This window comes from Halanaerobium salsuginis, assembly GCF_900114545.1.
Taxonomy (GTDB): domain Bacteria; phylum Bacillota; class Halanaerobiia; order Halanaerobiales; family Halanaerobiaceae; genus Halanaerobium; species Halanaerobium salsuginis.
The window spans coordinates 1-12,692 of the sequence record NZ_FOTI01000062.1 but is presented as its reverse complement, the minus strand read 5'-3'; the positions used below and the strand labels follow the sequence as shown (position 1 = coordinate 12,692).

The window sequence follows — 12,692 nt, the reverse complement described above, 5'->3', positions numbered from 1 at the left end:
CAGGGACTAAATCTAAAATTAATGGAAACAAGAAAGTTTATATTTAAATGGTGATATATTTCAATATCACTAAGTATATTATACGAGGGGTAATTAAGATGAATAATATGATGAGTGGAGGCTGGACAAAATTCAAAACAGAAATTCCTGAAAAAGATCAAATGATATTTGAGAGGGCTACAAAAGGATTATTAGGAGCAAAATACATCCCATTTGCTGTAGCAAGTCAGGTAGTTAGAGGTACTAATTACAAATTCTTTTGTAATACAGAAATGTCAATTCCAGACTCACCTAATTATGCTTCTATGATTGATATCTATGTTGCGCCAATGGAAGAAAATATACACATCACATCAATTAAAAGATTAACTAATTAATTAAAATATAAATAACTATTTTATTAAAACCAAAACCTAATTCAGCAGGAGTAACTAACTTACTGAATTAGGTTTTAATAAATATCTTGCTCAATATACTCAATAAAAATAATAGTAATTTTTGACATTTGCTTTTAATCATGTTATTTTTAATATAGTAATGATAATCATTATTATATTAAAAATAATTGTGCTCTAATCAAAAGAGGTGTTAAAATGAAAACAATTGCGATTGATAATTATGGAAATAGAGAAGAATTAGTAGCAAAAGAATTAGCTAGGCCAGAGCCCGCAGCAGATGAAATTTTAATTGAAATTAAAGCTGCCGCGGTTAATCCAATCGATTGGAAATTACGAGAAGGGTATTTAACAGAAAAAATAAAGCTAGAATTTCCAATTGTCTTGGGCTGGGATGCAGCTGGTATAGTAAGCAAGACTGGTCATCAGGTAGAAAAATTTCAAGTTGGAGATCGTGTTTTTGTCAGACCTGAACTAACTAATCGTGGTACTTATGCGGAATACACTACAGCTAAAGCTGATCTAGCTGCTCTAATACCAGATAATATAGATTTTCAAACAGCAGCAGCTGTTCCTCTAGCAGGTCTAACAGCTTATCAGGCTCTCTTAGATGTTGGTCAACTTAAAGCATCAGAAAAGGTTTTAATTCATGCTGGTGCAGGAGGAGTTGGCAGCTTTGCAATTCAAATTGCTAAAAATTTAGGTGCTAAGGTTGCTACAACAGCTAGTAGTAGAAATATCGATTTTTTAAAGGAATTAGGTGCAGATAAAGTTATTAACTACCAGACAACTGATTTTTCTAAAGAATTAGATGACTATGACCTAGTTATTGATACCATGGGAGGAAAAATCCAGGAAAATAGCTTCTCAGTACTCAAAAGGGGAGGACGACTTGTTTCAATAGTTCAAAAACCTGATGACAAAAAAGCCAAAAGTTTGGGGATTAAAGCTGATCTACACTGGCTTATTCCCGATGGCAATGAATTATCAATTCTGGCAGAAATGATGCAAAAGAAATCTTTAAAGCCTATTGTTGGCAAAACATTCCCTTTTTCAGAAAGCGGTCTTAAAAGTGCTCACCAGTTAAGCGAATCTCATCATGCTAAAGGAAAAATTATCATCAACATAACTGATTAAGTTTAATTAAAAATTAATAATCAAATTTTGAAATCTATTACCTGTAAAAAGTTAAAACTTTTTACAGGTTTTTTTATTACCCAGAAGTTTCGTTTACTGCCCAGAGAATAGAATATTTAGATAAACATAATCTATAATCTTAAAAGTTTAAAATTTACCTTTTTCATTTTCGATAAAATCAACTAAACGACGATAAAAATTAATTTCTGCTTTTTCCAGCTCCCTTAACTTATCAAATAAAAGTTTAAGCTCTTCATTATTTAAAATCTCCTGTGAGATATTACTCTCACTTATTCGATATTCATTATAATCAGCAGCTAATAAAGAATCAACACTACAATTTAAAGCCCGGGCGATTTTAAGTAAAATTTGATAAGAAGGCTCCTGATTTTTACTTTCATAACCAGCAATAGTTGATCTCTTAACTCCAATTAATTCTGCTAACTTTTTCTGAGTTAAACCATTATTTTGCCGGACTTCTTTAAGATTTTTAGCAAAACTCATAAAAACTCCTCCAATTAATTAAATACTTAAAATAAAAAAAATACTTGACAATGTTCTAATATAGAACTATAATATACTTGCAATGTGGTGATAATAAACAAAAGGTCAGATCTAAAAAAGGATAGAACTATCCCTAAGTTCTTTTTCTTTAAAATAAGGGGGGATAAATTAATCAATTCAGGGTAACAGATTTCAGTAGGAGCTGTTCTGTTTAAACTTTATAATTAATTATACCACAGAGCTTTTTTTAAGTAAATTTATGGAAGTTTTACTGACTAAAGATAATATAAATTTATAAGCTGATAAACTTATCTAGATCACTCCAAATGATTCAGTAAATATTAATTGTGAAAAATATCATGACTTTAAATTAGCTAATTTTAAAACTGGGGCCCTGGGCCGGGAATTAAAACTTCCTGGCCCTATTTTTTTTGCAAATAACTTCTAAATTAAGTTAAATTACTTATTTGTTTCCAATTTAGAAATTAAAAATACGAAAGGAGTAAACTAAATGAATCCCTTAAATGTCCGATCTGAGATAGCCCCATTAAAAAAAGTACTTTTACATCGGGTAGGAAAAGAAGTAGAAAATTTAACTCCTGATATCTTAGAACGTCTCTTATTTGATGATATTCCTTATCTAGAAATCGCCCGTCAAGAACACGATGCATTTGCCAAATTACTAACAGATAAAGGTGTTGAGGTTGTCTATCTTGAGGATCAAATTGCTGAAGTTGTTAAAGATAGAGCAGTCCGGGCCAGCTTTATTAATCAATTTCTTGATGAAGCTGGTTTGTTTAGTCCCGGAGTAAGAGCAGCCGTAAAAGAATATTTTTCCAGTCTAGATAATCATGCTTTGATTAATACTATGATGGCTGGACTGCGCAAAAAAGACCTTCCTCAAATTGCTGACTATTCCTTAACTGATATGTTAAGCAGTAACTATCCTTTCATTTTAGATCCAATGCCCAATCTTTACTTTACCCGTGATCCATTTGCAACCATTGGAAGTGGCATTACATTAAATCATATGCGGACAGATGTACGCAATCGAGAAACAATTTTTGCCGAATATATTTTTAAATACCATCCTGACTATAAAAATCAGGAGATTCCACTCTGGTTTAATAAAAGTAATACTAGCTGTTCAATTGAAGGTGGAGATGAACTAATTTTAAATAAAAAAGTTATCGCGATGGGAATTTCGCAGCGAACAGATGCAGCAGCTATTGAAGAAGTAGCTAAAAAACTGCTCTTTGCTGAAGAAGAAACTTTTGAAAGAATTTTAGCCTTCAAGATACCTGCTAAAAGAGCTTTTATGCACCTGGATACAGTATTTACTATGGTTGACCATGATAAATTCACTATCCATAACCAGATTGAAGGCCAATTAAAAGTATTTTCGATTACTAAAGGTTCTAAAAATAATCTTAAAATTATAGAAGAAGAAAATACTCTGGCCAATATTCTAAAAAAATATCTCGGTTTAGATCAAATATCTTTGATTAAATGTGCAGGTGGAGATCAAATTGATGCAGGACGCGAACAATGGAATGACGGGTCTAATACTCTGGCTATTGCCCCGGGAGAAGTTGTTGTTTATTCACGTAATCAAGTTACAAATCAGTTATTAAAAGAAAATGGTATTAAAGTACATGTTATTCCAAGTTCAGAACTATCACGCGGGCGGGGAGGACCTCGCTGCATGAGCATGCCTTTAATTAGAAAAGACTTATAAAAAAGAAGGGAGATAATAAAATATGGGATTAAATTTACGTGGTAGATCATTTTTAACTTTGAAAGATTTTAGTTCTGCTGAGATTTACTATCTACTTGACTTAGCAGCAGACTTAAAGAGAAAAAAACGTAGTGGTATTAGTGGTCAGCTGCTTAAAGATAAAAATATTGTATTATTGTTCGAAAAATCTTCAACCAGAACTAGATGTTCTTTTGAAGTAGCAGCTTATGATGAAGGAGCAAATGTGACCAATCTTACCAATAGTCAACTGGGCAAAAAAGAGACAGTAGAAGATACAGCCCGGGTATTAGGACGTTTTTATGATGGGATTGAATTTAGAGGTTTTAAACAAAAAGATGTTGAGACTCTGGCAGCTGAATCGGGAGTTCCTGTCTGGAATGGTTTAACAGATGCCTATCATCCCACCCAAGTTTTAGCTGATCTAATGACTATCAGAGAGAATACGACTAAATCTTTAAATTCTATAAAACTAGTTTATGCTGGCGATGCCCGCAACAATATGGGAAATTCACTCTTAATTGCTGCCGCTAAATTAGGTATGGAATTTGTTGCTCTGGCTCCCAAATCACTCTGGCCAGATCCAAAATTAATAGCAGAAATGCAGCAATTAGCCAAAAAAACTCAGGCAAAAATTACTTTAACCGAAGATCTAGCAGAGGTAAAAGGAGCAGATGTTATTTATACAGATGTCTGGGTTTCAATGGGAGAAGAAGATCACTTTGCTGAAAGAATTGAATTATTAAAAAAATACCAGGTTAATCAACAGTTAATTAATTCAACTCAAAATAAAGCAGTTATTTTTCTGCACTGCTTACCTTCTTTCCATGATAATAAAACAATTATCGGCAGTAAAATTGAACAGGAATTTGGTATCAAAGAAATGGAAGTGACTGATACTGTCTTTAATGGTCAGCATTCCCGAGTTTTTGAAGAAGCAGAAAATAGAATGCACACTATTAAAGCTGTTATAGTAGCAACACTGGGAAGTTAAGCATTAAAACTAACCTGTCTTTCTAGCTCAGAAAAGGCAGGTTAGTCTAAAATTTAATTTAAGTAAGGAGTGTATAATACTTATGAAAAAATTTAAAATGCCAGGTGCATTCACTATTCTAATGCTAATAATTATTATAGTTGCGATTTTGACCTGGGTTATACCAGCTGGACAGTATCAGCAACAAGCTGGTAAACCAATCCCCCAGAGCTATCAACATACAGAACAAAATAGGCAGGGAGTCTGGGAAATATTAAAAGCACCGATCAAAGGTTTTTACGAAGCACGAGAAATAGATTTCTTCATTTTAGTTATTGGTGGCTTTCTAGCAGTAGTTATGAAAACAGGTGCAATCGATGCTGGTATAAGTTCAGTTATTAGTAAACTTAAAGGTAGAGAACAAATAATGATCCCTATCTTGATGATTTTATTTGGCCTTGGTGGTACCACTTATGGTATGGCAGAAGAAACAATTGCTTTTTATCCGCTTGTTATTCCTGTAATGCTGGCAGCAGGATATGATGCAATTACTGCTGTTTCAGTTATCCTTCTGGGAGCTGGACTGGGAGTATTAGGTTCAACTGTCAATCCTTTTTCAACTGGAATTGCTGCTGGCTTTGCTGACATTTCAATTGGAGAGGGTATCATTTTGAGAACTGTTCTGCTTATTATAACTGAAGCAGTTGGAATCTTCTATGTAATGCATTACGCTAGTAAAGTAAAAGAAAATCCAGAAAATTCACTCGTTTATAATCAGCGTGAGGCTAATCGCAAACATTTTTTAACTCAAATAAACAATAAAAATAAAAATTTAACTAAAAAAAGGCAGGGAGTTTTATTAGTTTTTGCAGTGACTTTTATTATTATGATAATTAGTGTTATTCCCTGGGCTTATAAATTTAACATCAATATTTTTGAAAAATTTAATACTGCTTTGCAAAATACACCTATTTTAGGACCACTGCTTGGTAATATACCACCCATGGGAGATTTCTGGTTTACAGAAATGAGCATCTTATTTTTAGTTTCATCTTTTGTAATTGCACTTATTTCGGGAATGGGAGAACAAGAATATGTTGATACCTTAATAGCTGGTGCCAAGGATTTGTTAGCAGTAGCATTAATAATTGCTGTTTCAAGAGGAATTACAGTTATTATGAATGATGGCAGAATTACAGCAACTATTTTACATTGGGGAGAAAGGATGCTGGCTGATCTAAATTCATTTTTCTTTGTTAACTTAGCCTATCTTTTCTATATTCCAATGTCATTTTTGGTGCCTTCAACTTCTGGGTTAGCAACTCTCTCGATGCCTATTATGGCACCCCTGGCTGATTTTGTTGGCGTAGGTCGAGATTTAATTGTAACAGCTTTCCAATCTGCAGCCGGAATTGTTAATTTGATTACTCCAACTAGTGGAGTCGTTATGGGAGCTTTAGCAATTGCGAGGGTTGATTATGCAAAATGGCTTAAATTTACCGCTAAATTACTGCTAATTTTAATGATTACAATCATGATTTTATTAACATTAGCTACCATAATCTAAATTTAGTTTTTAAAATATCTAATTTAATGAATAAATATGAGGTGAAATAAAATGAAAATAGTAGTTGCTTTAGGAGGTAATGCTTTAGGAAGCAATCCTCTTGCCCAAAAAGAATTAGTTAAAAAAACAGCTGTTAGTCTGGTTAATTTAATCGCTGCTGGTCAGCAGCTAATAATTGTCCATGGTAATGGCCCGCAGGTAGGCATGATTAAACTTGCTTTTCAAAATCAAAGTTTAATTGATAAGTCCATTCCAGAAATGCCTTTTCCAGAATGTGGAGCAATGAGCCAGGGTTATATAGGATATCACCTTCAGAATGCACTTAAAAATGAACTTAATAAAAGAAAAATCAAGCAAGAAGTTTCTACTGTAATAACCCAGGTAATTGTTGACCCAGCTGATCCTGCTTTCAAACAACCATCTAAACCAATTGGAGCTTTCTATAGCCAACAAGAGGCAGCTAATCTTAAAGCAGAAAAAGGATATCAAATGCGAGAAGATGCCGGCCGTGGTTATCGTAGAGTTGTAGCCAGTCCCCAGCCAGTTGACATTGTAGAAAAAGAAATTATTAAAAAATTAATTACTAGCCAACAATTAGTAATCACTTGTGGTGGGGGAGGTATTCCAGTTATTAAAGAAAATAATATTTTAAAAGGCACAGCAGCAGTTATTGATAAAGATTTTGCCAGTGAAAAACTAGCTGAACTTGTAGCAGCTGACTTATTACTTATTTTAACTGCTGTAGACAAAGTTGCTCTTAACTTTGGAAAACCAGATCAAAAATGGCTAGATCAATTAACGATTAAAGAAGCAGAACAATACATTAAATCTGGACATTTTGCTCCTGGTAGTATGCTGCCTAAAGTTAAAGCAGCTGTGCAGTTTGTTAAACATAAAAAAAATAATCGAGCATTAATAACATCTTTGGCTAAAGCAGAACAAGCTTTAGCAGGAAAAACAGGAACTTCAATTATAAATAATAATTAAAATTTAGGTAAGAGCTGGTAAAATTAAGACCAGCTCTTTTAACCCTGGAGAAGAGGCAGTGTATGTATTTATTAATTTTATTTATTACTCTAATTCTGGTAATTTTATTAATTAAATTAAGAAATAAAACCAAATTATTTAAGTTATTAAAAAATAACTTCAGCTTATTTGCTGATGGTAATATGAAAATAAAAATAAAGACTAAACACAAAGGCTTTAAACAAATGGCAAGCTTTTTTAATCAGGGGCTGCAGAAAATCAGAAAATTTATTGCCTACACTGTACGAATTTCTGAAAAAATATTTGAATCCGCTACAAAACTTCAGCAGGACATTACAGCAGTAAAAAATTCACTTAAAAACACAAGTTTAACCATGGATGAATTTAGCAACAATATGTTAAAACAGAGTCAAGCAGCTGAAGTAACTAATCAGCAAATGGAAGATTCTCTGCAGTTAGCTAATCAGATAAAAAATAACTGTCAAACTGCAATAAATAAGTCACAGTTAGTACAGGATATAATTAATCAAAATGATCATAACCTTCAGCTTACTATTAATGATGTTAAAAAAAGTATTAATGAATTTAATAAGTTGAGTCAGGATATTGCAAATTTAAATACACAAGCAGGTAATATCGAAGAAATTGTAACTAAAATAAATGAAATATCGGGTCAGACCAATTTACTAGCTTTAAATGCGACTATTGAAGCAGCTAGAGCTGGTGAAAAGGGCAGAGGATTTGCTGTTGTTGCAGATGAAATAAGTCAATTATCAGAACAAGTAGCTGATTTTTCTAATAATATTAAAGACATTAGTACTGCTATTTCGAATCAAAGCAAAGATGTCAATCTTAAAATGACAGCAAGAGCTACTAGCTTTGAAAATGATCTAGTTAAAATTAATCAAGCAAAAGCTGGTTTTACTGAAATAGAAAATTCTATGTTAGAATTAAATCAGGAAATAACAGCAGTCAAAAAATTAGCTTTTAAGCAAAATGAGATTTCAGAAAAAGTAAAAAATATGATGGATGGAATTACAGTTAATTCTCAGCAATTAGCAGCTGGAGTGGAAGAAATTACTGCTAATACTCAGGAACAAGAAAACTTTATTATACAGATAAATGATTATCTCGAAAATTTTCATCAGGATATTGCAAATTTAAATAAAGAAACAAATTATTTTATGCAATCTTTCAAATTAAGTCAGCAAGATAAAGATAATATTACAGCTAAACTAAAAATCTTAAAAGATCTATCTGACGCTAATTTAATGAAAGATAATCAACAAACAAGAAAGAAATTAAAAAAATTAGTTGCAAATTATAATGACTTTGAAATGCTGTCAGTTTTTAACCAGCAGGGTTGGAACTTTTCTTCTAGTTTAGATGAGCAGGATTTAACTATGGATTTTTCTCACCGAGATTATTTTACAAAAGCTATAGCAGGAAATTATTATTGTTCTAAGCCTTATATTTCTCTAGATAGTTATAACTACTGTATTGCATTGGCAGTTCCAATTAAAGATCATAATAAAATTATTGGTGTTTTAATGGGAGATTTAAATATTTAAATTAAATAAGTTAATAATTAAATAGATATAAGCTAAATAGATATTTTATAGAAATGATTTGGGTTATTAAAGTTAATTAGTTAATTGTTAACTTGCTTTTAAGTTGATTTTAAGATACAATTTAGCCTAAACTATAAATATAAGCAATTTGCTAATATTTAAAGGAGGCTAAGTATGGCTAAAAAAGATAAAATTATCCTAAACGAATTAGACGATTGGTATCAACATGATTTGATAGAAAAAAACCTCTATAATAATTTAGCTTCTTTATATCAGAGAGAAAGCTGGGATTTCAATACAATTATTAGATGGACCTTAATAATTGGAGCAATTATGATTGGAATCGGCTTAATTTCTTTCATTACTTTTTTAATCCAGTCAATCTATTTTGTGATTTTAGCACTATCAGTACTATGCTTTATCGCTTATTATTATGGATTTAAATTACGCAAAAAAGATTTTAAACATTATTATCCGCGAACAGGTAATGCTTTAATCGCGGTTGCTAGTTTATTAATAAACGCAGATATCTTTGCTATTAACAGCCTTATTTTTACAAATGAAGTTCACTGGACAAGTATCTTAGTACTTGTTACTCTAGTTTATTTTGTCATTGCTTATCTGAATAAAAATACTTTAGTTTTAGTTTTTGCTTTAACATCTGCTGCTATTTCCTTTGGAGCAAAGACTGGTTACGTATCAGGTTGGGGTTTATACTTCTTGGGCTTAAGTTATCCAATGAGATTTGTAGTTATAAGTCCTCTAGTTGCTTTGCTTGGTTATCTCCATACCAGAACTGATTTTTCAATTCCAGAATCATTTGTTCAAACCTATTATGCTTTTGGCTTATTGTTTTTAAATTTATCTTTATGGATTTTATCAATCATTGGCTATCATGGTAACTTATTTAAATGGGGATATACTAATGATAATTGGGAACTATTATTTTTTAGCCTTTTATGGGCTGCAGCTGATATAATAATTTTTCTAATTGGAACAAGGTTTAAACAAAAAATATTTGTAAGATATGCGATAACCTTTTTAATTTTAAACCTTTATACAAGGTATTTTGAGTATTTCTGGGATAAAATGTATAAATCTTTATTCTTTATAATTCTGGGACTTATTTCTGTTTCGATTGGACTTTATCTTGAAAAAAAATTAAATAAAAAAGCTTAATCATGCTCTTTAGACTATAATTTTTCAAGCAGGAAATATTTAATTTTATAAGAATACTTTAATAATAGCTAAGACTTGAAGGAGGAAACCATGGGAGAACTTTTTGCTGGAATTAAAAAATTTTCTAATCGAGAATTTAATAAAAATAAAAAGCTTTATAATAAATTGAGCAATAAACAAAATCCTCATACTTTATTTATAGGGTGTTCTGATTCTAGATTAGTTCCTAATCTAATTACTAAAACTATGCCGGGAGAATTATTTATGATTAGAAATGTTGCTAATTTAATCCCACCATTTCGGCAGTCAGAAGAATATTTATCTACAACATCTGCTATAGAGTATGCAGTTAATGTTTTAAAAGTCAATAATATAGTTGTTTGTGGACACTCTAATTGTGGGGGCTGCCAGGCATTACATCAGGAAAACAGTCAGGAACTTCCTCACATCAACAAGTGGTTAGAGCTAGCAGATCCTGTTAAAGCTAAAATACCTCAATTAAGTCAAAGTAATTCCAAAAAAGAACTCAGTAAATTAATTGAACAGGCTAATATAGTTCTACAGCTAGAGCATTTAAAAAGTTATCCCTATATTGCAAAACAATTAAAAAATAATAATCTAAAAATATATGGTTGGCATTATAATATTGCTAATGGCACTGTCTATAACTATAATGAAGAAACTAAAGAATTTGAGTTAATTGAATAAAAGCCGATTAATCTTAGAGTAAAAATACTAAATTGCAAAGGATTTTTAAAATGGATATTTTTAAGCTGCTAACCAGCTATGACAAAACTTTAATTATAGCTATTATTTTAATTTCAATTGCAGCTATTATTAGCTACCCTCATTTAATAATTAATAATAACAATTATGCTAAATATGCTGTAATAAAAATTAATAATCAAAAAATAGCTCGCTATCGCTTAACTAAACAGCAGCAAATAGCAGAATTTTCTTTTAAAGTACAGGAAAAAGAATATTCAGGTCAGCTAGAAATAGCTGAAAATAAAGTTCGGCTCCATCGCCTGCCAGAAAAAATAGTACCCCGAGCCATCCATGCTAACATGGGCTGGATTGAAGAAAGCTATCAAATGATTGTTGCTCTGCCGATTAAACTAACTGTAGAAATAGAAACAGAGCAAAAAAATCATCCAGCTCAGCTGGATGGTGTTGTTTATTAAATTTTACTTGCCTGACGATAGGAGCTGGGCGAAGAATTCATGTGTTTTTTAAATATTTTAGAAAAATAGCTAGGAGTATTAAAGCCGACCTTCAAACAGATCTCAGTTATAGAAAGACTTGTTTCTCTCAACAATCTTGAAGCAACTGCCAATCTGTATTTGAGCAAATATAAGACTGGGCTGCTGTTAATAGTTTGCTTAAAACAGCGAAAGCATTCTCTTTTGCTAATATTTGCTGCTTCAGCAATTTGATCAACAGTCAGCTGTTTTTGATAATTACTATGAATGAATTCAATCATTTTTTTTATTCTACTGTTATGATTTTCTTTAGTTAGCAAAGGTTCATTTAATAGCAGCTGTTTATTTTTTACAATTAAATAAAAGATATAAGATAATTTATTTCTGATTAGAATTTCAAAACCATAGTCTTTTTTTTGATAAATCTGGTATGCCTTAAGAATTTCTGTAATGATTTTTAGCTGCCAATCTGTTTTTTGACATAAAGTTAGTTTAGCTAAAGAATTACAATTTAGCAGAGGATCCAGATACTTCTGGTTAAAAATACTTTCTGGAAAAGAAGAGAGTAGGCGTCTGGCAAAAACAAAGGTTATCAATTTACAACCAGTATTACCACTGATTTTCATTGAGTGCAAGATATTTGAATTAATAAAAGCGCCTTGCCCAGCTTGTAAAATAAAACTGCTTTTATCACCTAATCTAGTACATACCTCCCCCTGATCAACTATAAAAAGCTCTAGTTCCTGATGCCAGTGCCATGGTATATCCCCAGTCACATATTTACTAACATCAGAATAATAAACAGCACAGGGAAAAGGTAAATCACCCCTACTTATTAATTCTTTTCCATTTTTGTCAGTAATAACTCTAGTTTGCTGCATAACATTCCTCCTGATGTCATTATAGTTATAATAATAGGCAATTTAATTATTGTTAGCTTAATATATTGTCAATATAATTATAATTAAGTGGTTAAGCAATGTCAATCTATAAGTAATATTGAACTGTTTATTTATTGGAGGAATTTAGTGTTATGAAAACTATTATTTTTAAATTTAATAATATTTTATGGTTGTATAATTAATGTTGTGAAGAAAAAACTGTAAATCTAAAAATATCTAAATAAAAAAGGCATTTGCCTGGCTCCGTTGAATTAAATAGTTACAACACCAAAAATTCAATAAAGGAGTCAAGCAAATGCATAATAATCTTATCACAGATTTAATGGATTTACCAGACCTAGTTGCAACAGATTTAATTAAAACGGAGGAATATTTAGTTTTTGTAGCTGACTATAAAATAGATCATGTTAAATGTCCTGTCTGCGGCAAAAAAGCAGAAAAGATTCATGATAGAAAAACTCAAATGATTCAGGATACTTCTCTTCGAGATAAAAAAACAGTTATTAGACTTGAAAAGAA

General features: G+C 31.3%; 13 protein-coding genes. 11 read left to right on the top strand and 2 right to left on the bottom strand.

Annotated features, from left to right (window positions below):
• Positions 1-98: 98 nt before the first annotated feature.
• The gene (locus tag BMZ74_RS13480) at positions 99-377 is read left to right on the top strand and encodes a hypothetical protein (RefSeq protein ID WP_089862737.1); all 279 of its coding nucleotides are present in this window, start codon (positions 99-101) and stop codon (positions 375-377) included.
• Positions 378-593: 216 nt separating this feature from the next.
• Positions 594-1,532 carry an NADP-dependent oxidoreductase gene (locus tag BMZ74_RS13475; protein WP_089862736.1) on the top strand — a complete coding sequence of 313 codons (939 nt, stop codon included), beginning with the start codon at positions 594-596 and terminating at the stop codon, positions 1,530-1,532.
• Between the two features lie 147 nt (positions 1,533-1,679).
• On the opposite strand, the gene BMZ74_RS13470 is transcribed toward BMZ74_RS13475, so the two are convergent.
• A complete protein-coding gene (locus BMZ74_RS13470) occupies positions 1,680-2,036 on the bottom strand; it encodes a helix-turn-helix domain-containing protein (RefSeq protein WP_089862735.1) in 357 nt (118 codons plus the stop codon).
• A 511-nt stretch (positions 2,037-2,547) separates the two neighbouring features.
• Here BMZ74_RS13470 and arcA point away from each other — a divergent pair.
• The 8 genes from arcA (at position 2,548) to BMZ74_RS13430 (ending at position 11,253) form a co-directional block, all read left to right on the top strand.
• The gene (arcA, locus tag BMZ74_RS13465; RefSeq protein ID WP_089862734.1) at positions 2,548-3,774 is read left to right on the top strand and encodes an arginine deiminase; all 1,227 of its coding nucleotides are present in this window, start codon (positions 2,548-2,550) and stop codon (positions 3,772-3,774) included.
• 22 nt (positions 3,775-3,796) lie between these two features.
• On the top strand, positions 3,797-4,786 hold the full coding sequence (argF, locus tag BMZ74_RS13460; protein ID WP_089862733.1) for an ornithine carbamoyltransferase: 990 nt from the start codon (positions 3,797-3,799) through the stop codon (positions 4,784-4,786).
• Positions 4,787-4,868: 82 nt separating this feature from the next.
• The gene (locus tag BMZ74_RS13455; RefSeq protein WP_089862732.1) at positions 4,869-6,332 is read left to right on the top strand and encodes a YfcC family protein; all 1,464 of its coding nucleotides are present in this window, start codon (positions 4,869-4,871) and stop codon (positions 6,330-6,332) included.
• A gap of 51 nt (positions 6,333-6,383) precedes the next feature.
• Positions 6,384-7,319, top strand: coding sequence for a carbamate kinase (gene arcC / locus BMZ74_RS13450; RefSeq protein WP_089862731.1), 936 nt, complete (start codon positions 6,384-6,386; stop codon positions 7,317-7,319).
• Positions 7,320-7,501: 182 nt separating this feature from the next.
• Complete coding sequence (locus tag BMZ74_RS13445; protein WP_177181455.1) at positions 7,502-8,890, top strand: methyl-accepting chemotaxis protein; 1,389 nt, start codon at positions 7,502-7,504, stop codon at positions 8,888-8,890.
• Positions 8,891-9,064: 174 nt separating this feature from the next.
• Positions 9,065-10,069: a DUF2157 domain-containing protein gene (locus BMZ74_RS13440; protein ID WP_089862729.1), complete on the top strand. Its 1,005-nt coding sequence runs from the start codon at positions 9,065-9,067 to the stop codon at positions 10,067-10,069.
• Positions 10,070-10,159: 90 nt separating this feature from the next.
• Entirely contained in the window at positions 10,160-10,777 is a 618-nt protein-coding gene (locus BMZ74_RS13435; protein ID WP_089862728.1) for a carbonic anhydrase, read from the top strand.
• A gap of 50 nt (positions 10,778-10,827) precedes the next feature.
• On the top strand, positions 10,828-11,253 hold the full coding sequence (locus tag BMZ74_RS13430; protein WP_089862727.1) for a NusG domain II-containing protein: 426 nt from the start codon (positions 10,828-10,830) through the stop codon (positions 11,251-11,253).
• Here BMZ74_RS13430 and BMZ74_RS13425 read toward each other — a convergent pair.
• Entirely contained in the window at positions 11,250-12,152 is a 903-nt protein-coding gene (locus BMZ74_RS13425) for an AraC family transcriptional regulator (RefSeq protein ID WP_089862726.1), read from the bottom strand. The two genes, BMZ74_RS13430 and BMZ74_RS13425, sit on opposite strands and share 4 nt — an antisense overlap.
• 316 nt (positions 12,153-12,468) lie before the next feature.
• On the opposite strand from BMZ74_RS13425, the gene BMZ74_RS13420 reads away from it, so the two are divergent.
• Positions 12,469-12,692 (top strand): transposase family protein (locus BMZ74_RS13420; protein ID WP_143070182.1); only part of this gene is annotated, 224 nt, incomplete at its 3' end.